23 protein-coding genes, 1 tRNA gene and 1 pseudogene are annotated in these 21,945 nt (G+C 67.5%); 11 read left to right on the top strand and 14 right to left on the bottom strand.

The window, feature by feature from the left end:
* Positions 1 to 10: 10 nt before the first annotated feature.
* From IT882_RS11450 to IT882_RS11440, 3 genes are all read right to left on the bottom strand, one after another.
* Complete coding sequence (locus IT882_RS11450; protein WP_195691962.1) at positions 11 to 355, bottom strand: histone-like nucleoid-structuring protein Lsr2; 345 nt, start codon at positions 353 to 355, stop codon at positions 11 to 13.
* A 96-nt stretch (positions 356 to 451) separates the two neighbouring features.
* The gene (locus IT882_RS11445; protein ID WP_324253879.1) at positions 452 to 1,300 is read right to left on the bottom strand and encodes a LuxR C-terminal-related transcriptional regulator; all 849 of its coding nucleotides are present in this window, start codon (positions 1,298 to 1,300) and stop codon (positions 452 to 454) included.
* Positions 1,301 to 1,442: 142 nt separating this feature from the next.
* Positions 1,443 to 1,991, bottom strand: coding sequence for a methylated-DNA--[protein]-cysteine S-methyltransferase (locus IT882_RS11440; protein ID WP_195691961.1), 549 nt, complete (start codon positions 1,989 to 1,991; stop codon positions 1,443 to 1,445).
* Positions 1,992 to 2,211: 220 nt separating this feature from the next.
* Between IT882_RS11440 and IT882_RS11435 the strand changes: the two genes are divergently transcribed.
* Together IT882_RS11435 and IT882_RS11430 are read left to right on the top strand one after the other, a co-directional pair.
* Positions 2,212 to 5,892 carry an AAA family ATPase gene (locus tag IT882_RS11435; protein WP_195694329.1) on the top strand — a complete coding sequence of 1,227 codons (3,681 nt, stop codon included), beginning with the start codon at positions 2,212 to 2,214 and terminating at the stop codon, positions 5,890 to 5,892.
* Positions 5,879 to 6,073 (top strand): hypothetical protein, encoded by a 195-nt coding sequence (locus tag IT882_RS11430; protein ID WP_195691960.1) that lies wholly within the window; start codon positions 5,879 to 5,881, stop codon positions 6,071 to 6,073. The genes IT882_RS11435 and IT882_RS11430 overlap by 14 nt, the downstream gene beginning before the upstream one ends.
* 144 nt (positions 6,074 to 6,217) lie before the next feature.
* On the opposite strand, the gene mscL is transcribed toward IT882_RS11430, so the two are convergent.
* Genes mscL through IT882_RS11415 form a run of 3 tightly spaced genes read right to left on the bottom strand, consistent with a single transcriptional unit; the run spans position 6,218 to position 7,634 of the window.
* Complete coding sequence (gene mscL, locus IT882_RS11425) at positions 6,218 to 6,646, bottom strand: large conductance mechanosensitive channel protein MscL (RefSeq protein WP_195691959.1); 429 nt, start codon at positions 6,644 to 6,646, stop codon at positions 6,218 to 6,220.
* Between the two features lie 30 nt (positions 6,647 to 6,676).
* Positions 6,677 to 7,009: an FmdB family zinc ribbon protein gene (locus IT882_RS11420; RefSeq protein WP_195691958.1), complete on the bottom strand. Its 333-nt coding sequence runs from the start codon at positions 7,007 to 7,009 to the stop codon at positions 6,677 to 6,679.
* Positions 7,010 to 7,037: 28 nt separating this feature from the next.
* The gene (locus tag IT882_RS11415; protein ID WP_195691957.1) at positions 7,038 to 7,634 is read right to left on the bottom strand and encodes a 5-formyltetrahydrofolate cyclo-ligase; all 597 of its coding nucleotides are present in this window, start codon (positions 7,632 to 7,634) and stop codon (positions 7,038 to 7,040) included.
* 116 nt (positions 7,635 to 7,750) lie between these two features.
* Between IT882_RS11415 and galU the strand changes: the two genes are divergently transcribed.
* The 4 genes from galU to IT882_RS11395 all read left to right on the top strand — a co-directional run bounded on the left by galU (position 7,751) and on the right by IT882_RS11395 (position 10,430).
* Complete coding sequence (galU, locus tag IT882_RS11410; RefSeq protein ID WP_195691956.1) at positions 7,751 to 8,638, top strand: UTP--glucose-1-phosphate uridylyltransferase GalU; 888 nt, start codon at positions 7,751 to 7,753, stop codon at positions 8,636 to 8,638.
* 25 nt (positions 8,639 to 8,663) lie between these two features.
* On the top strand, positions 8,664 to 9,293 hold the full coding sequence (locus tag IT882_RS11405) for a GNAT family N-acetyltransferase (protein ID WP_195691955.1): 630 nt from the start codon (positions 8,664 to 8,666) through the stop codon (positions 9,291 to 9,293).
* A gap of 79 nt (positions 9,294 to 9,372) precedes the next feature.
* Positions 9,373 to 10,278 (top strand): large exoprotein, encoded by a 906-nt coding sequence (locus IT882_RS11400; RefSeq protein ID WP_229382085.1) that lies wholly within the window; start codon positions 9,373 to 9,375, stop codon positions 10,276 to 10,278.
* Positions 10,279 to 10,354: 76 nt separating this feature from the next.
* A tRNA-Ala gene (locus IT882_RS11395) sits at positions 10,355 to 10,430 on the top strand.
* Positions 10,431 to 10,502: 72 nt separating this feature from the next.
* Here IT882_RS11395 and IT882_RS11390 read toward each other — a convergent pair.
* Positions 10,503 to 11,378 (bottom strand): SDR family NAD(P)-dependent oxidoreductase, encoded by an 876-nt coding sequence (locus IT882_RS11390; protein ID WP_195691954.1) that lies wholly within the window; start codon positions 11,376 to 11,378, stop codon positions 10,503 to 10,505.
* 61 nt (positions 11,379 to 11,439) lie between these two features.
* Between IT882_RS11390 and IT882_RS11385 the strand changes: the two genes are divergently transcribed.
* Both IT882_RS11385 and IT882_RS11380 read left to right on the top strand, forming a co-directional pair.
* Positions 11,440 to 12,033, top strand: coding sequence for a TetR/AcrR family transcriptional regulator (locus tag IT882_RS11385; RefSeq protein WP_195691953.1), 594 nt, complete (start codon positions 11,440 to 11,442; stop codon positions 12,031 to 12,033).
* Between the two features lie 932 nt (positions 12,034 to 12,965).
* Positions 12,966 to 13,463, top strand: coding sequence for a hypothetical protein (locus IT882_RS11380; RefSeq protein WP_195691952.1), 498 nt, complete (start codon positions 12,966 to 12,968; stop codon positions 13,461 to 13,463).
* A gap of 17 nt (positions 13,464 to 13,480) precedes the next feature.
* On the opposite strand, the gene IT882_RS11375 is transcribed toward IT882_RS11380, so the two are convergent.
* Positions 13,481 to 15,109: a helix-turn-helix transcriptional regulator gene (locus tag IT882_RS11375; protein ID WP_195691951.1), complete on the bottom strand. Its 1,629-nt coding sequence runs from the start codon at positions 15,107 to 15,109 to the stop codon at positions 13,481 to 13,483.
* A 169-nt stretch (positions 15,110 to 15,278) separates the two neighbouring features.
* On the opposite strand from IT882_RS11375, the gene IT882_RS11370 reads away from it, so the two are divergent.
* Entirely contained in the window at positions 15,279 to 15,662 is a 384-nt protein-coding gene (locus IT882_RS11370; RefSeq protein WP_195691950.1) for a hypothetical protein, read from the top strand.
* Positions 15,663 to 15,754: 92 nt separating this feature from the next.
* Here the strand turns inward: IT882_RS11370 and IT882_RS11365 are convergent, their stop codons facing one another.
* Genes IT882_RS11365 through IT882_RS11355 form a run of 3 tightly spaced genes read right to left on the bottom strand, consistent with a single transcriptional unit; the run spans position 15,755 to position 18,526 of the window.
* Positions 15,755 to 16,582 (bottom strand): ABC transporter permease, encoded by an 828-nt coding sequence (locus IT882_RS11365; RefSeq protein WP_195691949.1) that lies wholly within the window; start codon positions 16,580 to 16,582, stop codon positions 15,755 to 15,757.
* Complete coding sequence (locus tag IT882_RS11360; RefSeq protein WP_195691948.1) at positions 16,579 to 17,622, bottom strand: aliphatic sulfonate ABC transporter substrate-binding protein; 1,044 nt, start codon at positions 17,620 to 17,622, stop codon at positions 16,579 to 16,581. Before IT882_RS11360 ends, IT882_RS11365 begins: the two co-directional genes overlap by 4 nt.
* A gap of 58 nt (positions 17,623 to 17,680) precedes the next feature.
* Positions 17,681 to 18,526, bottom strand: a complete 846-nt coding sequence (locus IT882_RS11355; RefSeq protein ID WP_195691947.1) for an ABC transporter ATP-binding protein — start codon at positions 18,524 to 18,526, stop codon at positions 17,681 to 17,683.
* A gap of 166 nt (positions 18,527 to 18,692) precedes the next feature.
* Here IT882_RS11355 and IT882_RS11350 point away from each other — a divergent pair, with 166 nt between their 5' ends.
* On the top strand, positions 18,693 to 19,160 hold the full coding sequence (locus IT882_RS11350; RefSeq protein ID WP_195691946.1) for a DUF3817 domain-containing protein: 468 nt from the start codon (positions 18,693 to 18,695) through the stop codon (positions 19,158 to 19,160).
* A gap of 33 nt (positions 19,161 to 19,193) precedes the next feature.
* On the opposite strand, the gene IT882_RS11345 is transcribed toward IT882_RS11350, so the two are convergent.
* The 3 genes from IT882_RS11345 to IT882_RS11335 are packed head-to-tail and all read right to left on the bottom strand — an operon-like array spanning position 19,194 to position 21,448.
* Positions 19,194 to 19,952, bottom strand: a complete 759-nt coding sequence (locus tag IT882_RS11345; RefSeq protein WP_195691945.1) for a ZIP family metal transporter — start codon at positions 19,950 to 19,952, stop codon at positions 19,194 to 19,196.
* A gap of 51 nt (positions 19,953 to 20,003) precedes the next feature.
* Positions 20,004 to 20,144, bottom strand: a complete 141-nt coding sequence (locus IT882_RS11340; protein ID WP_195691944.1) for a hypothetical protein — start codon at positions 20,142 to 20,144, stop codon at positions 20,004 to 20,006.
* On the bottom strand, positions 20,141 to 21,448 hold the full coding sequence (locus tag IT882_RS11335) for a cation:proton antiporter (protein ID WP_229382084.1): 1,308 nt from the start codon (positions 21,446 to 21,448) through the stop codon (positions 20,141 to 20,143). Before IT882_RS11335 ends, IT882_RS11340 begins: the two co-directional genes overlap by 4 nt.
* Between IT882_RS11335 and IT882_RS11330 the strand changes: the two are divergent.
* A pseudogene (locus IT882_RS11330) lies at positions 21,447 to 21,922 on the top strand (YbaK/EbsC family protein). The gene IT882_RS11335 and the pseudogene IT882_RS11330 sit on opposite strands and share 2 nt — an antisense overlap.
* Positions 21,923 to 21,945 lie beyond the last annotated feature (23 nt).

Genomic DNA, 21,945 nt, shown 5'->3' with positions numbered 1-21,945 from the left:
TTCGACTCGATCAGTTGGCGGCGTTGTACGCGTCGAGCACGGATGCCGGCACTCGCCCGCGCTCCGAGACCGAGTAGCCGTTCTCCTTGGCCCACGCGCGGATCGCGCCGTAGTCCTGCTGCCCGGACCGGCGGCGCTTGCGTCCTGATGCTGACGCGCTCTGTGATGCCGAGATTCGGCGTCCGGCTGCGACATACGGGGCCAGCGCATCCCGCAAAGCCGAGGCGTTCGTCTCGGTGAGGTCGATCTCGTAGGCGACTCCGTCGAGAGAGAACGTCAGCGTTTCTCCCTCGCCGATTTCGAGAACGGTTCCGTCGAGGTCATCGACGAGTTGATGAACGATTTTGCGTGCCATAGGTCAAGTCTATGGCGTTTGTCGCCGTCATTCGCGGAGACAAATACCGCGTCGCCGGCGTTTCGCTAATGCCACACCAAGACCGGTAATGGGTATTCAGGGCAGAATTCCCGCGCGTCGTGCCTTTGTCACTGCCGCATGCCGCGTGGAAACGTCAAGTTTCGACATCGCCGACTGCAGATAGGACTTCACCGTGCCGTCTCGCAGTCCGAGCGACGCCGCGACCTCGGCGTTTGTTGCGCCCACGGCAACGCTGGCGAGCACGTCGATTTCGCGCGGAGAGAGGCGCACCTCCAGGGGGGTTGCCGATCCGTCACCGCTGAGAGCGGCGAGCCGCCTTTCGATGGCCTCGAGGCGACGCTTCAGGGCCTCATCCGAAACCGTCGCGGCAATACTGCGGATTTCGGCGTAGCTCTCTCGCAATTCCTCGCGTGCGGCGCTGCCGAGCGTGGTCGGTGACGGGGTGACTATATCCGACAGGCGGCGGTCTATTTCCCGGCGTACGCGCAATTCTGTTGCGAGGGAGTCAGCAACGCTGAATGCCGCGCGCGCGACGACGTCTCCGATGGCGGATTCGGCCCAGGATCCGCAATAAAGCACGCCGTGAGCTTGGCCGTCGACCATGACGGGTACCGCGAAAAGTGTCGAGATTCCTTCGCCGAGAATCGCGCGATCGTAATCGTGCGTGATTCCACGCGCCGTTCGGTAGTCGATCGCCAGTCGCGCGCGCTTTTCGACAAGCGAACGACCACCCAGGCCGCGCTCGGGTTGCACGACGAGTCCGGCAAGAGATCGGGTGCGGGTGCCCGCGGTGGCGGTGACGGGCAAGAGGCCGTTGGTCGTGAGCCCACCGAACGCGACGGGGAACTTCGTGGCCTGCGGAAGCTGCGCAACTGCGCGTGCAAGCAGATCGTGCTCCGTATCGGGGGAGGATGCCAGGGCCACGTGGACCGCCTCGTGTCGGGACGACCGATTCCGTTCAGGACGTCACTGTCGCCGAATCCAGTAGCGACGAGGCTACCATCCGCGCATCGTGCGCAGTGCGGGACCTCCGGCGTGCACCGGAGGTCCCGTCGGCTGCGCCGGCCTACACGGCGCGGCCGGTCTCGGCTCCCTCGATCGCGCGCGATTCGAGGTCGAGGAGGAATCGCTTCGTCTCGGGGTGGCCGCCGTAGTCGCCGATCGACCCGTCGGCTCGGATGACGCGGTGGACCGGAACGACAAGGGAGAAGGGCGTCGTCGCGCACGCGGTGCCGACGGCCCGCGCAGCCCGGGGATGCCCGGCCATGACCGCGACCTCACCGTAGCCGGCGGTCTCGCCGAAGGGGATCCGGCTCACCGCCTGCAAGGCCTCGCGCGTGAACCCCCTCGCCAGCCGCCAATCGAGGGGCACATCGAACGCCATCCGGTCTCCCGTGAAGTACTCGTCGAGCTGTGCGGAGAGACGCTGTGCGGCATCCGTGAGCCCGGGCTTCGGCTCGATGCCCAATGCGTGCGTGAGAGCAGCCAGTTCGGCGCCCGGATCGTCATACACGGGGTGGCAGGAGATCACGGCTTCGGGGGTGCTCACGATGAGGACGTCCCCGAGGGGAGTGGGGTGCAGAACATAGGTCGAGGCGACGGATGCAGGAGGCATGTGTCCATCCTGTTCGTCGGTGCGGGATCTGCTGCGGCGGGGATCGCCGCGGTGGACAGTCTGGCGATAGGGGCAGCGGGGGAGGAAGCCCTGACGGACTCGGCGTGTCGCGCAATACTGCAACACTCGTGGGGCGTTACCGGGGGGTACCCAGAGCGCAACCTAGTCTGACCGTGTGGTGCGAGCAGAAGGTGGCGTCATCCTTGGCGCTGATGGTGCGATGCGTGCGGTGTCGGTGGACCCCGCGGATCTGAGTCTCGCCGACACGGACGCGACGATCGTGCACATCGCCGAAGAGGAGCGCCAGAGGTTGCGCACGCAGGCGGCGGACCTCGGCGGCCGCTCGGCACTGCTGCACTTCTCTGACACACCGGATTCCGGGATCGAGATCACGAAGGCGCACCCGGGGAGTCTTCCGCAGTTCATCACGGGGCGCTCGACGCTCTTGTCGGGCCTGTTCCGCGACGAGGTGGCCCTCGGCACTGCCCGTCGCGCCGCCGAGCGGATCACGACGAAGAACGTCGAGTTGCGCACGGCCCGAGGTATCGATGCGGTGCGCCTGGCGGTCGGGATCGCGTCGTGGCGAATCGGTGGGCTGGAGTGCATCGCCCCTGTTCTGCTGCGCCCGCTGGCGATCCGTCGTCATCACACCGACTTCGAACTGAAGCTCCACGGCAGCTTCCAGGTCAATCCCGAACTGCTGCGCGCGATGCGGATGCATTTCGGCATCGAACTCGACGGCGACGCCCTGTCGGGTCTCGCCTACGATCAGGGCGTCTTCAAGCCGCAGCCGGTCATCGATCACCTGCGCGCGCTCATGGCGCAGATCCCGTCGTTTGTGGTCAAGCCACGGCTTGTGGTCTCGACGTTCGTGGACGTCGGCTCGGCCATGGTCCGTGACGCCGCGCACCTGGACCACCCGGTCTTGAACGCGCTCGCCGGCCACCCCGCGGATCGCGAGACCGTCACGCTGCGTCGCCCGGTTCCCGTGACGCCCGGTCCTGACGAGCGTGTGCCGGCTGCCGACACTCTGTTGCTGGATGCCGACGCTGAGCAGGAAGCCGTCTTGGCTCGGGTCACCGCGGGCCAGTCCGTCGTGGTGCACACCCTGCCGGGAACCGGCGGAACCCAGACTGTCATCAACGCCGTGGGCGCACTCGTGCGCGAAGGACGTCGCGTGCTCGTCGTCAGTGCGCGCCGCTCGACCCTCGACGGGGTTCGGCACCGCCTGGCCGGTGTCGGGCTCCCGGGTCTTGCCGTGTCGCCGAGCGAACTGCAACGCGATCTCGTCCGCGCGATCGGGCGCAACGAGAAGGCTGTCGCCCCCAAGGTCTCCGAGATCGATGACGCGCTCGTGCGTCTGCGCACGGTTCTGCGTGATTACCGATCGTCGCTGGCTGACCGGCATGACGCTCTGGGCACGTCGGTGCTCGACATCCTGCGCCAGCTGTCGGTACTCGCGCAGCGAGAGGACCCGCCCACGACGACAGCGCGGCTCGATATCGAGACCCTCGTCCGCCTCGCGCGCGGTCGAGAGGATGCCGCGGCAAAGCTGGCATCGGCGGCGCGGCTCGGCGAGTTCCGGATCGGCCCCTCGGACTCTCCCTGGTACGGCGTGAGCTTTGCGACGACCGAGCAGGCGCGTTCGGCGCACGCCCTGGCGGGGAAGCTCCACCGCATGGACCTTCCTCACCTGCTGGAGCGGGGCTACGTTCTGCTTGGGCAGACGCACATGCGCCCGTTCGAGAGCATCGGCGAGCTCGGCGAGTACCTGCGGCTCCTGCAGGGCATCCGGGACTCCCTGGACCGCTTCAGCCCGACGGTGTTCGAACGTCCCATCGGCGACCTGATTCAGGCTCACGCCCCGCGCCGTGACACCTCGACGCTCAGTGGCGCCGACCGTCGCCGGCTCCGCCGTCTGTCGCGCGAGTACGTGCGCCCCGGAGTGCACGTCGGCGACATGTACGAAGCGCTCCTTCGCATCCAGAAGCAGCGTCAGCAGTGGCAGCGGTATGTCGACGCGAACGTCGTTCCCGACATCCCCCTCGGTCTTGCCGACGTCGCGGTGGCCTGGCAACGGGTGGACGCCGAGCTTAGCGAGCTGGATGCCGTCCTCCGGCGATCGGGCTCGCAGGCGCTGTCTGCGCTTCCGGTGAAGACCCTCGTCCGCACCCTCGCAGGGCTCGCGGCCGAGTCGGAGGTCTTCGAGAACCTCATGGAGCGCGCGAGCCTCCGCAGCGAGCTCGCAGCCCTCGGACTCGAGCCGCTGCTGCTCGACCTCTCGGTGCGGCACGTGCCCGAACAGCAGGTCGCCGGTGAGCTGGAGTACGCGTGGTGGCAGTCGGCGCTGGAGCACCTGCTGCGCAGTGACCGGGCGCTCCTGGGAGCCAACACCGCCGTTGTTGACCGCCTGGAGCGCGACTTCCGTCTGGTTGACGAAGCGCACGCGGCGGCATCCGGGCAGCTCCTGGCTGCGCAGCTGGCTACGCAGTGGCGTGTGGGGATCGTCGACGAACCCCACGAAGCCACCGCGCTCAAGCAGGCTCTGCGCGATGGCCGCACCTCGCCGCGCCATGTGATCTCGACGGCGCCGACACTCATGCGCTCTCTCGCGCCGGTCTGGCTCGCCTCTCCGTACGAAGTGCCCGCGATCCCGGATGACCTCGTCTTCGATGTCGTGATCATCTCGGATGCTGCATCCCTGAGCCTGGCCGAGGCGTCGCCCGCGATTCGCCGCGGCCGGCAGATCGTGGCGCTCGGCGATCCCGTAACCCAGAAGCCGACGGCATTCCGCGTTGCCGCGGGTACGCCGAGCGGTGAGGACGAGCCCGAGGAGCCGTTCGACGACGCGAGCGTCTTCGAACGTCTCGCCGAGATTTTGCCCGTTGAGACGCTCACACGCAGCTATCGCGCCGGCGGCGAGGATCTCGCGGAGCTCGTCAACGGAGCGTTCTACGGCGGCGAGATCGTCTCTCTGCCCTGGGCGGGGTCCTACCTCGGGCGGGGGAGCCTCTCGGTCGACTACGTCGAGGGCGGAATCGGTGTTCCCGATCCCGAGTCCGGCGCCGTCGAGAGCCCGGATGCCGAGGTCGCCCGTGTCGTGACGCTCGTCGTCGAGCACGCCGTCAACCGCGGGTCCGAGTCGCTCATGGTCATCACGGCCAGCGCGAAGCATGCTGCCCGCATCCGTGCTGCCGTTGACCGTGCATTCGCCGGGAGGTCGGATGTCGCGGACTTCGTCGCGCGCGACTCCGCCGAGCCGTTCTCGGTGCTCACTCTCGAGGAGTCGGTGGCCGAGAGCCGTGACCGGGTCATCTTCTCGTTGGGCTTCGGCCTCACTCGCCACGGACGGGTTCTCAGCGACTTCGGTGACCTGTCGACCGCCGATGGTGAGCGGCTCCTGACCGTCGGAATGACCCGTGCCCGCCGCTCGATGGTCATCGTGTCATGCATCCGTCCCGGCGCTGTCGATGACCGTCGTTTGGCTCACGGTGCAGCATCCCTCATGTCGATCCTCGGGGATGTCGAACGGCGTGCTCGGGTGTCGCGGCAGGAGGATGACGGCGATCCGTTGATGCTCTCGCTCGCGAAGGAGCTGCGACGCCTGGGCGTGGCTGTCGAGGTGAACTACCGTGGCCTGCTCCCGCTTGTCGCCCACCACCAGGGCAAGGCCGTGGTTGCTGAGAGCGACCCCGAAACGATCGGCGGGTCGCTGCGGGAGTCGTTGCGCCTGCGCCCGCAGATCCTGCGGCGCCTGGGCTGGCACTACGTCCGCGTGCACTCGTTCGATCTGTACAGCGACCCCGGCGGCGTCGCGCAGCGCATCGCCGGAATCCTCGGGGTGACCACGGAAGCACCCGTGGCCGAGGGTGACACGCAGCCGATCGATGTCGTCGCCTGATGAGCGCCAGCGCGTCGAGCGCGTTCCCGGATCCCGCCGCGCACGCCTGACTCCCGCTCCGGGGACGGATGTGGCCCCCGAATCCCCGGATGCCGACGCCGACGCACCATCGACGCCGCCGTCATCCCCCACGGGCCCGAACGACGACCGTCTGCGTGCCGACGTCCCCCCGCACTACTGACCTCGCCCCGACGACCGGAGCGCCGAACCCACGCGTTCGGCGGCGAGCCCACATATTTGGGTTGGTCGGTCCCGTGGGTTCGCGCGGATTGCTGTGGGCTCGCGGGAGCGGACTTACGCAGCGGGCAGCGGGGCCTCATCCGTGCTAGGGCTTCGGCGGGGCCGTGTCGTTCTGCTTCTGCAACAGGTCGCGGATCTGGATGAGAATCTCGGCCTCGCTCGGCATCGGCTCGGGCTCGGGCGGCAACTGTTCGCGGGCCGCGGCGCGTTCCTTGAGCCTGTTCATCGGCATGACGAACACGAAGTAGACGACCACCGCGACCGCGAGGAAGTTGATGACGGCGCCGATGATCGCACCGAAGGCGAAGGTCACCGTGCCCCCGCCGAGCGTGGGAACCGGAACCGCCAGCGCCTCATTGAGGCTGTCGGCGGCGAAGAAGAGGCCGATGAGCGGGTTGATGAACGAAGCGACAAGCGTGTTGACGATGGTGGTGAAGGCAGCGCCGATGACGACGGCTACCGCGAGGTCGATGACGTTGCCGCGGAGGATGAACTCCCGGAATCCCTTGATCATGGTTGTCCCTTCAGTCGCAGGTTGGCGGCGTCAGCCGGCGCTCGTGGTTGAGGTGGTGCTGCTGGAGGAGGTGGATGACGAACTCGAGCTCTTGGAACCGGAGTCCTTGGAACCGGAGTCCTTGGAACCGGAGTCCTTGGAACCGGAGTCCTTGGAACCGGAGTCCTTCGCGCCCGAACTCGCGCCGGCGCGAGAGTCGGTGCGGTAGAAGCCCGACCCGTTGAAGGTCACGCCGATGGAACCGTACTCCTTGCGCAGCGGACCGCCGCACTCCGGACACTCGGTCAGCGAGGCATCCGAGAACGACTGGACGGTTTCGAATCGGTGGCCGCACTGGCGGCAGGCGTAGGCGTACGTGGGCATGGGTGGTCTTTCGGTCGGTGCGAGGGGGTCAGCTCTGGTCAGGATGCAGGTCGACGATGCGGGTGGGAGTGACGACGCCCGCCACCGGCTGGTCGTGGAGGTCTCGGGGAACCTCCGGCACGAGTTCGTCGTCGAAGATCACCGCGTAGACGGGTGGGCAGCGTTCCATCGAGCCGATCGTCTTGTCGAAGTAGCCGCGTCCCCAGCCGAGCCGCATGCCGGTCGTGTCGACGGCTGCGGCGGGGATGATCATGAGATCGACATCGTTGACAGCGATCGGGCCGAGCAGTTCGCCGGTCGGTTCCGGCATGCCGAACAGCCCCTCGATCTCGCTGCCATCGCGCTCGGCGACCGTCCAGTCGAGCAGTCCGTCGGCGCGGGTAATGGGAAGCAGAACCCGCAGGCCTCGGTCGATCGCGGCATTGACGAACTCGCGTGTGCCGGGCTCGGTCGTCGTCGACAGGAAGCACGAGAGGGACGTTGCGCCGAGCCGGTCGACGAGAGCGTCGAGCTGGGTACGGATGCCGTCCGCGGCGGCTTCCCGGGCGGGTTCGGAGATCGTCTGCCGACGCTCTCGGAGGTCCGCGCGCATCGCACGCTTGGCATCGGCGATCGCATCGGACATGCGTAGATTCTAGGCTGCTCACGTGCGCAGGCAGGCTTCGGCATCCGGATGTCAAGGGGTGACGGCGGTTGGCCATCCGTCACATCGCGTTCATAGCCTCTCGGTAGAGTGAGGCCATGTCTGATCTTCCCTTCAAGGCAGTGATCCCCGCAGCGGGCCTCGGCACCCGCTTCCTTCCTGCCACCAAAGCCATGCCCAAAGAGATGCTGCCGGTCGTTGACAAGCCGGCGATCCAGTACGTCGTGGAAGAAGCGGCGAGCGCCGGCATCCAGGATGTCCTGATCATCATCGGACGCAACAAGAACAACATCGCCAACCACTTCGACTCGGTTCCCGAGCTCGAAGAGAAGCTGCGCGAAAAGGGCGACGGCAAGAAGCTTGCGGCTGTCGAGCATTCCTCGGACCTCGCCGAGGTTCACATGGTGCGTCAGGGCGAGCCCAAGGGCCTCGGACACGCGGTCCTTCGCGCGAAGTCGCACGTCGGTACCCACCCCTTTGCTGTGCTGCTCGGCGACGATCTGATCGATGAGCGCGACCCGCTGCTGACCAAGATGCTCGATGAGCACCGTCGCACGGGCGCGGCGATCGTGGCTCTCATGGAGGTCGACCCCGAGCAGATCCACCTGTACGGCTGCGCTGTCGCCGAGCCGACGGACGATCCGGATGTCGTCACCGTCGGTGGCCTGGTTGAGAAGCCGTCCAAGGAGGACGCTCCCTCGAACCTCGCGATCATCGGGCGGTACGTGTTGGCGCCGACCGTGTTCGACGTGCTCGAGCACACCCAGCCGGGCAAGGGCGGCGAAATCCAACTCACGGATGCTCTCGAGGAGCTTGCGAAGGACCCGAACGGTCCCGGTGTACGGGGCGTCATTTTCCGCGGGCGTCGCTACGACACCGGCGATAAGGTGGACTACATCAAGGCCATCGTTCAGCTCGCTTCGGACCGTGAGGATATCGGCGCCGAGCTGAAGCCCTGGTTGAAGGAGTTCGCGGCGACCCTGTAAGCGCCGCCCGGGTCGGAGGGGTCACGTGGATCTGACGTCACCCTTTCAGCACGGCCCGGTATCGATCCGGCTAGTGCGTGCGCGCGATGCGCGCGTGCTGCAGCAGCTTCTGCTGGACAACCGCTCGTGGTTGCGCCGGTGGGAAGCGACGAGCCCCGACGGCCCGGTCTCGTTCGACATGAGACTGAGCATCCGTCGCCTGCTGCAGCAGCACCGCGAGGGCTCGGGCGTGCCCTACGTCATGGAGTACGACGGCGAGGTCACGGGCCAGCTCAACGTGTGGGGGATCGCTCGCGGATCGCTCGCGTCGGCGACGATCGGGTACTGGATCGCCGAGAAGTTCGCCGGCCGCAACATCACGCCGATCTCTGTCGCGCTCGCTACCGACATCTGCTTCCGCGAGCTTAACCTCCACCGCGTCGAGATCTGCATCCGCCCCGAGAATCGCGCGAGCTTGCGCATCGTCGAGAAGCTCGGCTTCCGCTACGAGGGGTATCGGCGCCGCTACATCCATATCGACGGGGATTGGCGCGATCACTACGCGTTCGCGCTCGTGCGCGAGGACGTTCCCGAGGGCGTGCTGCAGCGGTGGGCCTCCGGCCGGGTCCCGGCGGGTGCCGCGACCGTGCCTCCGGAGGATCGGATGCCGATCTAGCGCTCGCTCGCTACGGATCCGCCTCGCCGCACGACGTGTCTGCGGGGCAAGCGAGGATCCGTCGCATACCGTATGGATCATGGACGGACAAGTGCTGGGCGGCGGAGTGATCGTCGCCGTCTCGGTGCTGTTGTGGCTCGTGTATCTGGTGCCCTCGTGGTACGAGCGCCGCCAGTATGACGCGGCTGAGCGTAACGCGGTCCGCCTCAACCAGGCGCTTCGCGTGCTGGCCGAGACGAGCGAGACGCCCGATGAGGTGCGGCTCGAGTTGAACACCCGCACTGCTCAGGCGCAACAGCGTGAGGCGAAGCGAGCGCTTGCCGAGCGCGAGCGTCTCGCGAAGCTTGCAGCTGCCGAACGCGAGCACGCTGCCGTGGAGCAGGCGCGCGAGGAACTCGTTGCGGCCAGATCGATCCCCGCGGCTCGTCGCGCTCGTGCCCGTCGCCGCGCACGGTTGCTGACCACCCTCGTCGGAGTGGTCGCGATCGTGTTCCTCGGATGGGGAGCGTGGCTCTTGGCGACAACCGGTTCGCAGACCATGCTGTGGTGGTCTGCCGGGATCCTCGCCGTGTGCGCCACGATGCTCGTGCAGATGGCGCGGGTCGCATCGCGCGGCTCCGCACGTTCCCAGGTGTCCGTTGCAGAGCCAGCGCGGGCAGCGCCGGTCGTGCAGGATGTCGCCCTTCCCGTTTCGCGCCAGTGGGCGCCTCGTGAGCTTCCCAAGCCGCTGACCGCGGCATCCGGATCCCGCGCTGCCGCGACCCTCGACGGTGTCGCTGCGCGAGAAGCTCTGCGCCAGGCCGCGCGTGATGAGGCGCTGCGCCAGCGCGCAGAGGCGGTCGCGCCACCGACGATCGACCGCGTGCGCGCCGACCGCGAACGCGCCCGGACGTCGGCATCCGCCGCGCCGGCGCCGGGGTCGACTTTGCGCGGATGGGCTATGTCGACGACGCCGAGATCGAGGCGCATGTTCGCGACCTGCTGAGTCGTCGCGCGGCCAGCGCATAGCCCCACCGCGATTCAGCCCGTCGGTGGCTGCGTGATAGTGTTACTGGGTTCACGGGCCTGTGGCGCAGTTGGTAGCGCGCTTCGTTCGCAATGAAGAGGTCAGGGGTTCGAATCCCCTCAGGTCCACCACATCCGTATCCTGAGAGCACCCGACCGTGCCCACTCAGGTAGTTCTTCTGTTCCCGCGAGCTGGGGTGGAACCTATCCCTGGGTGAGCTTCAGCGATACGCGTGTGGCTCGCTCAGACAGTTCCCACAGGCGCGCGGCGAGCTCTGTGTTCTGCGCTCTCGCCGACCGACCGATTGGCTGCGCGCCGCCGCGCATATGCAGGGCGTGCTGCGGTCCGATGAAGCTGTCGCCGGGGATGCTCTCGGTCGCGGCGAACAGCAGCGGCAGCGCGCCCTCATCGGGAGACTGAGCAATCCGGACGAGCTGGCGTTCTGCCCAGCCTTGTCGGTGGCCTCCGTCGTAGATCGGAGTGCGCACAAACCCGGGGTGGGCGGCCACCGAGAGCACCGGAGATCCGGCTGCGTGGAGCCGGCGGTGAAGTTCTGACGCGAAGAGGATGTTCGCCAGCTTGGAGTCGTTGTAGGCCCGTGAAGGCGAGTACCGACGACGCGTCCATGCGGGGTCATCGAGGTCGATCCGTGACCCGCGTTCCGCTTGCGAGGCGACCGTGACGACCCGCCCCGTGATATGGGGCAGGAGAAGGTTCGTCAGTGCGAAATGGCCCAGGTGGTTCGTTGCGAAGTCGAGTTCGTACCCCGCGGGCGTGACCTGTAGCTCCCGCGAGTAGATCCCGGCGTTGTTGATGAGGATGTCGACCTCACCCTCCCACTCTGCGGCGAAGCGTCGAACAGACGCCAGGTCGGCGAGGTCGAGGTCGCGGGCGTGCGCATTCGGTCCGAGCTCGCGTGCGACATCGCGGGCTCGGACGATATCGCGCGCCGCGATCGTCACGTGCGCTCCAGCTTGTGTGAGTCGTTCGGCTACGGCCTGTCCGATACCGCTCGACCCGCCCGTCACGATGATGACGCGGCCAGCCAGAGCCCCGCGGTCCGTCCATTTCCAGTCCATGTCTGCCAATGTAGGCGGCGCCTACATTGTTGTCAATGGCTACGTCGCCTAGCATGAGCGGGTGAGCGGCGGCTATCACCACGGGAATCTTCGCGAAGCGCTCGTCACCGAAGGCATGAAGCTTCTGGACGATGACGGCGTCGAGGCGGTCACCCTGAGAGAGCTGGCGCGCCGCACGAACGTGAGCCACGGTGCGCCCCATCGTCACTTTGGTGACCGAGACGAGCTTCTTGGCGAGATGGCAGCGCGTGGCTTCGACGAACTGTCGACCTTGCTTGTGGAGGTGCTTCAACAGCCGACTCCCGCTCGACGCCTGCGCGCGTACCTTCGCGGCTATGTCACCTTTGCGACCGAGCGACCTGGCCTGGTCCAGTTGATGTTCTCGCGCGTCGGGAAAGACGCGGAGGGCGTTCATGAGGCGGCCCGGAGGTTCTTTTCCCAAGGGGCCCGAGCGCTCGGCGTGTCTGAGCCGGGGGAGCCGTCGACGGGCGCCTTCCTCGTGGCAGCAGTTTCCGAAGGCATCTCCACGCTCGCGATCGCGGGTCGCCTGCCCGAAGAGCGAGTCGATGAGGTCATTGACAGCGCCGTGGCGGCCTTGCTCGCCTCGGATGCTCTCGCGCTACCCGACACGGGCCAGCACGCAGATCTGACGTAGGGCGACCTGAGCGTGCCATGTCGATGTCGAGCTCTCAGGCGCGACCGTTCCGCCGCACGAGGCTCGGCGCGATCGTGAGTTCGTGCGCAGCGCGTGGTAGAGCTCGAGTACGTGGGGGACTGGGCCATCCATCATCTCGCGGCGCAGGTTTCCGCCAAGTATTGACATCGCGAACCCGTCGACACCGGTGTGGTCTCGACGAGGAGACGCCCGGCGCAGCAGGGCGAGGTGCGCGGGCTTTGACGGATGCCCGAAGCCGTAGCTGCACGCACGTCCCAGCGTGACCGGGCGCCGCACAGAATCACCGGCTCTCGGTACTGGGTGCGTTGTGCGGGAGACCTGCACGCGGACCTCGAAACACCGGTCCACCCGGTATTGGCATGCGCATAGGAGCGGCAGACAACCGGGGGAAGGTCCCCATCGCCCGAATACGCCGGGACCGCCATATCGAAGGGAACTGATTCGCTCCTACTCTTCTGATGCGGCCGGTCCGGTCGCGGGAAGGGAAGCATGTCTGAACGAAGCTCCCGGCGCGTTGCCGCAGTTGTGGTGATGACGGTTCTCACCGGAGCGACGGTCGCCACGACGACCCCTGCTGTCGCCTTTACGGACCCGGCGGTCCTCACAATCAGCCCGGGCGACGAGACCGCCGAGAACCTCGGGGCATTACCTTTGCCGGCGAGTGCCTCCCCGGCAGCGACGCAGCGGAACTGCGCTGGGATGTCGGATCCTCCCCGGTGGTCGTCCCGGTGATTCTCGACGGCACAGGCGCTTTCAGTGGAGTGGGACCCTACTTCACAGGTGCCGCGCCCGGTCTGGGTCTCGCTGTAACCCTCGATTGCCTTCAGGGCGGGTCTTCGATCGGTGCGGCATACTCCTTCGCAATGTATCCCGATCTGGGTGCATCCATCGGTGGGCCCGCCACTGTGGCCTTGGATGAGCCGCTTGCCCCGTCCTACGACTGTGGCACCCCGATCGCGCCGTCTGTCTTCGCATCGGCCTCCATCACCCTCTACGACCCGCACGACGTCGCCGTGGACACAGTTGCGAGTCTTCCTGTGCCCACCGGATCCGGTGCAGGTCTTGGTACTCCCGCTTCGTACGGGCTCGTGATCGGCGACACCGTCGCTCTCTACCTGAACTGCTTCGTCTCGAGCGGAGGCTCTGCGACGGTCGCGGGGTTCCGCAGCTACGCAATGACCATCACCCCGGGATCCGCCACGGTTGTTGCTCCCGCTGTCCCGTCCGCCTCCGCTCCCGTTTCCCCAGCCGCGCCGACTGACCCCTCGCTCTCCGGGACGTCCGAGCTTGCTGAGACCGGGATGGATGCAGCGCCAGCGAGTATCGCGGCGCTCGCCGCCGCCCTCGCGCTCGGCGGAGTCCTCGCCCGCTTCGCAGCTCGGTTGCGGATGCGCCGCGACGTGCGTTGAGGTGGAGCCTCTCCGGGTCAGCCCGCGAGTTCGCCGGGCGGCCCACCGGCGATGTGGACGATTCCTGCTCGCGATCGGACACCCCAGCGGCGCATCACGGCGGCGACATGCTTCTCGACTGTGCTGACGCCGATGCCCAGCCGGTCGGCGATGAGCTGATTGCCCAGTCCCTCGACGATCAACGCGACGATCTCGGACTGCCGGGCCGTGAGCGGCGCGCGGGTCGCGGCTGCTGGCGCCAACGCCTTCGCGACGCCGAGTCGACTAGAGACTCCGAATGCGTGCAGTACTCGAGACACGTGCATCCGCACGGTGTGCTCCGAGACGAACAGTGCCGCAGCGATCTCGGCGTTGACCGCGCCCTCCGCGATGAGGACGGCGACCTCGCGCTCGCGCGGTGACAGACCCGACCAGCCGCTTGCAGTCCTCGGCGGGAGGCGGCGTCCGATCCCGCGTAGCTCCCGGGATGCAGCGTTCACGGCAGAGACATGGCCGGCGATTCGAGCGCGGTGCGCAACTTCTGCGAGATCCCGCGCGGCGGGGCCCCGCTCGTGCACTCCGATCCGCGCGCGGGCCAGGAGAATAGCTGCCTCGGTATCCTCAAAGGTTCGCCCTTCGGCCTGCGCATTCTCGCGTGCGCGCGCGGCAAACATCGCGGCGGTGGAGGCGTCGTCGCTGAGGAGTGCGACCAGTGCGCGAATGCGGGCTACCGTCGACCTCGCGATCGGATGATGCTCGAGGGGGGTGGCCCGGGCGAGCCATGCTGCAGCAGCAGTCGCATCGGCGTCGGTCGCGGCGGAGCTCGCGAGAATCTCCAATCCAAGGACTCGGTCGATGATGCGCAGCTGCTCGAGGCCGGGACCGCCGCCAGCGTCGAGCATGAGGCGTGATGCAGCCGCCCGGTCCCCGAGTGCCCAGGCGCCGTATGCAATGAGGACGAAGCCTCCGCGCGTGACGAGATCGACGGGCCGCGCCTGCCCGGACTGCAGGAGGTCGATGATCTCGAGGGTCTCCCGGCGAGCTCCCGCGTTGCCGTGGACCAGGGCGGCTGTTCCCGCAGCCAGCATCCGGGCGCTCGGCGTGGAGGCTCCCGTGATGGCGTCCTCGATCAGCCGCTCCGCCTCGACGATCTCGCCACGGAAGGCCGCCACACGTATGGCGGTGAGTCGCATGAATGTCAGAAACGGATGACGTGTGCTCCCGAACAACTCGACCGGCGGGCGTCGGTGCGTGAGCAGGTGAGAAGCGAGCTCTACTCGTGCGCACGCGAGAGCGGCTTCGGCGAGCAGGAAAGCGGAAGCGATGCCAACCGACGATCTAGGGTCTCGGGGTTCCGCGCTGGCGGCGTCGAGGACATCGCCGCCGGTGAGCGGGTCCGTCAGTCGCGGGGGTGGCGTTACGTCCGGGAGATGAGCCAGCGTTAGTCCGGCAACGGCGCGCGCGAGGTCGAGTGCCTCTGGATCTCGGGCCTGCGTGAGCGCCATGGCCGCGTTGTCGACGGCGATCTGGATCTCACCGTCGGAGATCGCTTGCAGGGCTGTGATCGCGTGGCCGAAGGCATCTGCCCGTGGCTCGCTACGTAGGGTGGGATCCGCGGCGCTCATCAAGTAACGCAGAGCCCGATCCGCGCGTTCGGCGCGACTCATGGCGTCATGCTAGCTGGGAGAGGACCGAGCCGGGTTTCACACGGCTGCTGTCGCTCGCGAATACGACGGAACCGCTATGGGCGAACTCAACGAAGCTCGGTACCGTGCTCCCCAGGAGTCCGATAGCCGAGGGGGACCTATGTCGTTGCGTACGCTTCATTCCGTCGCCGTGATCGTGATGCTTGGCGTCACCGTCGTGGGGTGCGCCGCAACGACACCCTCGGAGCAGGATGCAGCAGTCTCGTCTGAGACCGACTCCGGCACCGTGCAGTCATCCGAATCGGATGCCGCGTCATCCGACCAGGATGCTGCATCGTCATTCGTGACTGTCTCGGGAACGGGCCGCTACGCAATCGGTGTCGATCTCCCCTACGGCGGATACCAGTTGCACGGCGAGCCGGACGAGCAGCCGGCGGGATGCACCTGGGCGATACTGGATGCCGACGGCGGTGTGTCGTTCGAGAATCAGGGCTCCTACGCCTTCCTGACGGACGTCCCCGAGATGGTCACCTTTGAGACGACCGGATGCCCCGACTGGGAGCAGTTCGAATAGCCGATATCTCACGGCGGGCGAGTACGCAGTCGGCTCGTTACGATATGCGGAAAGTCTGACACAGGGCCGACGAGTCGACCAGAGCCAGCGCGCTACATCCACCTCCGCAAGAGGAGCTTCTGGGCAAGGCTCAGAAGTCCGTTCGTGACGGTGCCGAGAATGGCGAGCAGCACGATCGCGAGCAGGATGCGGTCGACGCGACCGGTCGACTGCGAGTCGGTGAGCAGGAAGCCGAGGCCCATTGCGGCGGCCAGGAGTTCGGCGGCGACGAGGAAGAGCCACGCCTGCGCGAGCGCGAGCCGCAGACCCGACATGATCGACGGCACGACCGCTGGCAGTTGCACGGCACGGAAGAGAGCGAACCCGCGCAGGCTGAACGACCGTGCCATCTCGACGGCGTGGGGGTCGACCTGGCGAAGCGCCGCACTGACGGTGGTGAAGACGGGGAAAAAGGCGCCGATCGCGATGAGTGTCACCTTGGAGTCCTCGCCGATTCCCATCCACAGCAGAAGGAGGGGAACCAGGGCGAGCGAGGGGACGGCGCGGAGCGCTGCGAGCGACGGACTGAGCAGGATGTCGCCGGCACGGGTGAGACCGACGATCGCGGCAACCGCGAGACCGATGACAGAGCCGACCGCGAACCCGAGCAGCACGCGTTGGAGCGAGATCGCGATGTGAATCCAGAGGTCACCGCTCTGCGCGAGCTGGATGGCGGCATCGACGACCGTCGCTGGCGGTGGCAGCCGGTAGGGCGGGACGAGTCCCGAGACGGTCACGGCCTGCCACACGCCGAGAATCACCAGCGGCAGGATGATGCCCCCGACGATCCGGGCGGGCCGGCGATCCCCCAGGGTGCGTGGCGCCGGGTCGGCGGCGTCGCGCAGACGCTCGGTGCCCCGGGCGGTGGTCACGGCGCTCATCGGCCCTGCGTCGCCTTCTCGGCGAAGGTGGGGTTGAGGATCGTCGCGAGAGCTCTGTCGATCTCTGCCTGCGCACCTTGGACGGCATCCGAGGCGACGAGGACGGGCGCGATCTTCTCGAGCACCGCGAGTTGCGCATCTCCCGGGATGCCGCTCACATCGAGGTTTGAGCGTTCCTGGATGACGGTGGCGGCGACGTCGGGGTCGATTCCCGCTACCTCGGCCAGGAGCGCGGCAGTCTCGTCCGGGTGTTCGAGAGCCCACACGCGCGCCTGCTCGTAGGCATCCACCACGACCTGAGCGAGGTCAGCGTGCTCGGTGAGGAACTGCTCGGTGGCGTTGAGGAACCCGTACGAGTTGAAGTCGACGTTGCGGTAAATCAGGCGCGCACCGGACTCGACCTCGGCGGCGGCCATGATCGGATCCAGGCCCGCCCAGGCGTCAACCGAGCCGGCATCCATCGCCGCGCGTCCATCGGCGTGCTGCAGGTTCTGCACCTCGAGGTCGTCGATGGCTACCCCCTCGGCCTCGAGTGCCTGGAGCAGGAAGAAGTAAGGGTCGGTTCCGGCGGTTGCCGCGATCGACGAGCCGACGAGGTCCTGGACGGAGTTGATCGGGCTGTCGGCGGGAACGACGATCGCCGACCACTCCGGCTGGGAGTAGATGTCGATCACCTGGATGGGCGAACCGTTCGCGCGGGCCAGAAGCGCGGCAGAGCCGGCGGTCGAGCCGAAGTCGATCGATCCTGCGCGCAGGAACTCGTTCGCCTTGTTGGAGCCGGCCGACTGCACCCACTCCACGGTGACGCTGTCGCCGAGTGCCTCTTCGATCAGTCCCTGCTCGCGGATGATGAGGCTCAGCGGGTTGTAGGTCGCGAAGTCCACGGTGAGGGTGTCGGACGACCAGGCGGTGTCGCCGGGTGCCGCGGGGGCTGCCGAGGCGTTCTCGCCGGCGAGGCATCCGGTGGTCCCGAGGGCGAGGGCTGCGGTGGTCAGGAGGGCAAGGCCGGCACGGATGCCGAGAGTGGTGCGCGAAGGCATGAGTGTCTCCAGTGATGTCGGTGCGAGTCGTGGATGCTGCGGTGCGTGAGGAGTGAGGTCAGAGCGGGGAAGCGTGATGCGTATCGACCCCGAGGCCGGTGAGAAGGTCGGCGCGCAGGTCGGCGAACGCTGCCTCGGCGCGGTCGCGGGGGCGCTCGCCCGGCGCGGTGAGGATGCGTGCGACCGAACTGGAGCCATCCTCCGGCGTCAGCGTCCGCAGCAGCAGCACGCGGTCGGCCAGGAAGAGAGCCTCCTCGACGTCGTGGGTCACGAGGACGACAGTGGTCGGCTCGACGGCATGCACCTGCAGCAGGAGGTCCTGCATTCGGAGTCTCGTAAGGGCATCGAGCGCGCCGAAGGGTTCGTCCAGGAGCAGTACTTCGGGGCCGCGGGCGAGGGCGCGGGCCAGAGACGCGCGTTGCGCCATGCCTCCCGACACCTGGCGCGGGTTCAGGTCAGCGGATGCGGTGAGACCGACCAGCTCGAGGAGCTCGGCCACGCGCGCCCGACCCGCGCGACGGCCGGTGCCCTGGGGCAGGCCGAGCTCCACATTCTGCGCGAGGGTGCGCCAGGGCAACAGGCGCGGCTCCTGAAACGCGATGGCGGTGCGGGCGTCGGTGTCGACAACGGGCTGGCCCGCAACGGTGACCGCTCCCGCGGTTGGCCGGTCGAGGCCGCCGATCACGCGCAGCAGGGTCGACTTGCCGCATCCTGACGGGCCGACGACGGCGAGGATCTCACCGGCGCGGATCTGCACCGTGAGGTCGCGCAGCACATCGCGACGGCCGCCGGTGCCGGAGAAGGCGCGACCGACCTCGACCAGATCGACGGCTCCACCCCGAGGTGCGGGCTGGTCGACGTCGGCGGGGAGAGCGACGGAACGGTCGAGCGCGGTTACAGACATGCCGACCATCGTGGCGGCGTTCGCGCGAGGCTCCCAACCGCGTCGTCACGAAGAGCACCGGGGTGTCATCGTTCGACCCGAACCGTCATGAACCGCAATCTCGGGGCGGCGGGGTCGCTTCCCACGGCTGGCCGCCCGGCGGTGATCCTTCAGATATACTGAAGGTGTGTTCCGTACTCCGCTGTCGCTGTTTCGTACCCTCGCGATCCTCGAAGCAATCTCCTGGACTCTCCTCATTGCGGCGCTCATCACCCGTGCCGTCGACGCGGATCTCGCCCTGGCGGTAACCATCGGCGGCGGCATCCACGGGTTCATCTTTCTGTCGTACGGCGCGACAGTGATTCTCGTCGCCCTCAACAACAGGTGGCGGGCCTGGCCGACGATCGTCGGGCTTGTGAGTGCGGTGGTGCCGTACGCGACGATTCCGACCGAGATCTGGCTGCACCGGCGCGGATCACTCGTCGGAAACTGGCGTCTCGAGCAGACCGATGATCCGCGCGATCGTGCCTGGTATGACCGTGCGCTGCGCTGGTTCCTGCGCCGCCCGTGGGCTCTCGGCCTCCTCATCGCGGCAGCTGTCGTCGTGCTGTACGTGAGCCTGCTTGTCATCGGCCCGCCGGGCGGCAAGGGCTGACCGGCACCCGCCTCGAGGGCGAACGGGGCGAGATCAGCCCAGTTCGTGCATCACGAAGGCGAGCAGGAAGCCGAGCGTCGTCCAGATGCCCGTGAGCAGGTGCAGGCGCTCGAAGGCTTCGGGGATCATGGTGTTCGCGACCATGGCGAGGAGCGCTCCCGCTGCCACACTCGTGATGACCGCGACGAGTTCGGGTGGTGCGCCCTGGAGGGCCAGGTAACCGATCACAGCGGCGACGACGGATGCTGCGGTGATTCCACCCCACAGCAGTGCGACAGTACGACCGCGGCTCCCGTCCTGCTTGAAGGCCGCTGTTGACGAGAGTCCCTCGGGGATATTGCTGATCGCGATGGCAGCGACGATCGGGATGCTGATACCGCCCGACTGCAGCACGGAAAGGCCCATCACCACCGATTCGGGGATTCCATCGATGAGCGATCCGATCGCGATCGCCGCACCACCACCCGAGAGTGCGGCCTTTCCGTTGCCGCGACGCTTGGCGATGTTGCGCGAGGACTCGTGAGCTGAACTCGGCCGGGACACGAGCCAATCCGCGACGACATAGATGACCGCACCGGCGAGGAAGCCGCCGGTGGTCGGCACGAGGCCGCCGCCGTCGGCGGCCTCGGCGACGAGCTCGAAGGCAAGCGTCGAGATCAGCACCCCGGCACCGAACGCCATGATGGCCATGACGACCAGCCGGGGCACTTTCACGAACCACGCGATACCCGCGCCGACGAACAGAGCGCCGCCGCCGATCAGGCCACTGAGTGCTGCGAGCCAGACGTCCACGCGGTAAGCCTACGGATGCCGTGCGCGCCCGGCGCCGCATCCGTTCGCGTGTCAGCTCCCGCCGGAGAGGATGCCGATCAAGCCCGAGACGACGAGGTAGACACCGACTCCCGCGACGACGACCCAGATCGTGATGCGCGCGGGCGTGATCTTGTTCTTGTCATCGCCCGAACCGCCGCCGAAGAAGCTCATCCGCACAGGATATCCGGACGGGGGATCACCGGGTCAGGAGCGCCCGCCCGCCTCGGCGCTCGATGCCGCTCTCTGGGCGCGTTCTCGTGCCTCGCGGCGGGCGAACCACCGCGCGATCGGAACGTCGGTGGATGAGTGAGCGATGATCGAGAACGAGATCGCCACGACGATGATGTGGAACAGGTGCGCGGAGTCCGGATGACCCCCTCCAGAACCAGGAGTCCGTAGAGCACTGACGCGAATCCCTTGGGGCCGAACCAAGCGGCTGTGGCTCGTTCCTCCCAGGGCAGCTTGCTCCCGAGTAGGGCAGTCTCCACGGCCACCGGCCGGGCGACCACGAGGGTGAGTACCGCGAAGAGGTATCCCCAGCCGTTGACGTCGGCAAGCAGGGCCGGCGAGATCAGCGCGCCGAAGACGAACAGAGCGAGGAGCTTCACGAGTTCTGCCGCGTAGTCGCCGAACTCGATGAACGCGTCGCGGACCTCGGGCATCGCGGTGGCGATCGTGATGCCGGCGGAGAACGCCGCGAGGTAGAGGTTCGCGCCGGTGAGCGAGCTCACGCCGAAGATGATGCACGCGATCGCTACCGGGGTCAGCGCCGCATACAGCGGTGTCGCCCGCAGGAAGTGGATCCGAATCAGCAGATTAACCAGCAGCGGAACGGCGACACCGAGCGCGATTCCGCCGATGAGCTCCAGCGTGAGGGCCCCATAGTCGGTGTTCGTCCCGTCCACGATCGCGAGGAACACCAGCACCGCAGGCAGAGCGAGCCCGTCGTTGAGCCCAGACTCGACGCTCAGGAGGTGGCGGATCCGCCACGGGATCTCCTCCCGTCCGACGATCGCGGAGGACAGAACAGGATCTGTCGGTGCGAGGACGGCGGCGATGAGGAGAGCTTCGATCCACGGCACGCCCAGCAGCAGGAGTCCCAGGACGGCGGTGATGATGAAGGTGAGTGGCATCCCGAGCAGCAGCGCGCGCCCCGGCAGGCGCCACGCGGTGCGCAGGTCCCGCAACGCAATGCGTTGTCCGTCCGTGAACAGCACGATGAACAGGGCCAGCTGCGCGATCTGGCTGACGGCGGGATCCCCGGCCGCCAACGGGATGGCGCCGAGCATCCCCTCGCCGAGCAGAAACCCCGCGATCAGGAACAGCACGGCTGTCGAGAGCACCGTCCGGTGTGCGATCCCAGAGATGAGGATGGCAAGCAGCAGCACAACCCCGAACGCGATGACCATCCCTCTATCGTGGTGGCAGAACGCCGGTTCCGCCACGGTGACGGGCTGGTCGTAGGCTCGAACCATGACCGCGCACCTTCCGGCCCGCAGCCGCCTCGTCCACGACGCGATTCGCGCAGCGGGCATTCCCGGCGACATCGTCGTGCTCCCGGATGCCGCCTCCACCGCGGCGCTGGCCGCGCAGGCGTTGGGGATCGAGGTCGGGGCGATCGCCAACAGTCTCGTTTTCTGGTCCGATGGCGAACCGCTGCTCGTGATGACCAGCGGAGCGCACCGTGTCGACACCGCCGCGTTGGCCGGGCGACTGGGGCGAACCTCGATCACCCGCGCGACGCCGGAACAGGTGCGGCAAGCGACGGGTCAGGCGATCGGTGGCGTCGCCCCACCGGGCATCCGGCGCCGCTCGTGACGATCATCGATGAAGACCTCGCCGCCTTCCCGGAGATCTGGGCCGCGGCAGGAACTCCCCACACCGTCTTTCCCCTGACCTTTCCTCAACTGATCGATCTGACGGGCGGAACCGTCATCAGCGTCGTCTGATCCGCCCCGCCGGTCCCGGCGGA

The sequence above is a fragment of the Microbacterium schleiferi genome (genome assembly GCF_015565955.1).
GTDB classification, from domain to species: domain Bacteria; phylum Actinomycetota; class Actinomycetes; order Actinomycetales; family Microbacteriaceae; genus Microbacterium; species Microbacterium schleiferi_A.
Note: the sequence above shows the minus strand (reverse complement) of the source record. Positions and strands in the feature narration are given on the sequence as shown.

Coding starts and splice junctions, on each gene's coding strand:
- IT882_RS11360 (WP_195691948.1), bottom strand. CDS start 17,622: ATGCCTTCGCGCACCACTCTCGGCATCCGTGCCGGCCTTGCCCTCCTG.
- IT882_RS11365 (WP_195691949.1), bottom strand. CDS start 16,582: ATGAGCGCCGTGACCACCGCCCGGGGCACCGAGCGTCTGCGCGACGCC.
- IT882_RS11340 (WP_195691944.1), bottom strand. CDS start 20,144: ATGAGCTTCTTCGGCGGCGGTTCGGGCGATGACAAGAACAAGATCACG.
- IT882_RS11375 (WP_195691951.1), bottom strand. CDS start 15,109: ATGAGTCGCGCCGAACGCGCGGATCGGGCTCTGCGTTACTTGATGAGC.
- IT882_RS11415 (WP_195691957.1), bottom strand. CDS start 7,634: ATGTCCGATGCGATCGCCGATGCCAAGCGTGCGATGCGCGCGGACCTC.
- IT882_RS11430 (WP_195691960.1), top strand. CDS start 5,879: ATGTCGTCGCCTGATGAGCGCCAGCGCGTCGAGCGCGTTCCCGGATCC.
- galU (WP_195691956.1), top strand. CDS start 7,751: ATGTCTGATCTTCCCTTCAAGGCAGTGATCCCCGCAGCGGGCCTCGGC.
- IT882_RS11440 (WP_195691961.1), bottom strand. CDS start 1,991: ATGCCTCCTGCATCCGTCGCCTCGACCTATGTTCTGCACCCCACTCCC.
- mscL (WP_195691959.1), bottom strand. CDS start 6,646: ATGATCAAGGGATTCCGGGAGTTCATCCTCCGCGGCAACGTCATCGAC.
- IT882_RS11435 (WP_195694329.1), top strand. CDS start 2,212: ATGCGTGCGGTGTCGGTGGACCCCGCGGATCTGAGTCTCGCCGACACG.
- IT882_RS11335 (WP_229382084.1), bottom strand. CDS start 21,448: ATGGTTCGAGCCTACGACCAGCCCGTCACCGTGGCGGAACCGGCGTTC.
- IT882_RS11420 (WP_195691958.1), bottom strand. CDS start 7,009: ATGCCCACGTACGCCTACGCCTGCCGCCAGTGCGGCCACCGATTCGAA.
- IT882_RS11390 (WP_195691954.1), bottom strand. CDS start 11,378: ATGGACTGGAAATGGACGGACCGCGGGGCTCTGGCTGGCCGCGTCATC.
- IT882_RS11450 (WP_195691962.1), bottom strand. CDS start 355: ATGGCACGCAAAATCGTTCATCAACTCGTCGATGACCTCGACGGAACC.
- IT882_RS11400 (WP_229382085.1), top strand. CDS start 9,373: ATGGACGGACAAGTGCTGGGCGGCGGAGTGATCGTCGCCGTCTCGGTG.
- IT882_RS11355 (WP_195691947.1), bottom strand. CDS start 18,526: ATGTCTGTAACCGCGCTCGACCGTTCCGTCGCTCTCCCCGCCGACGTC.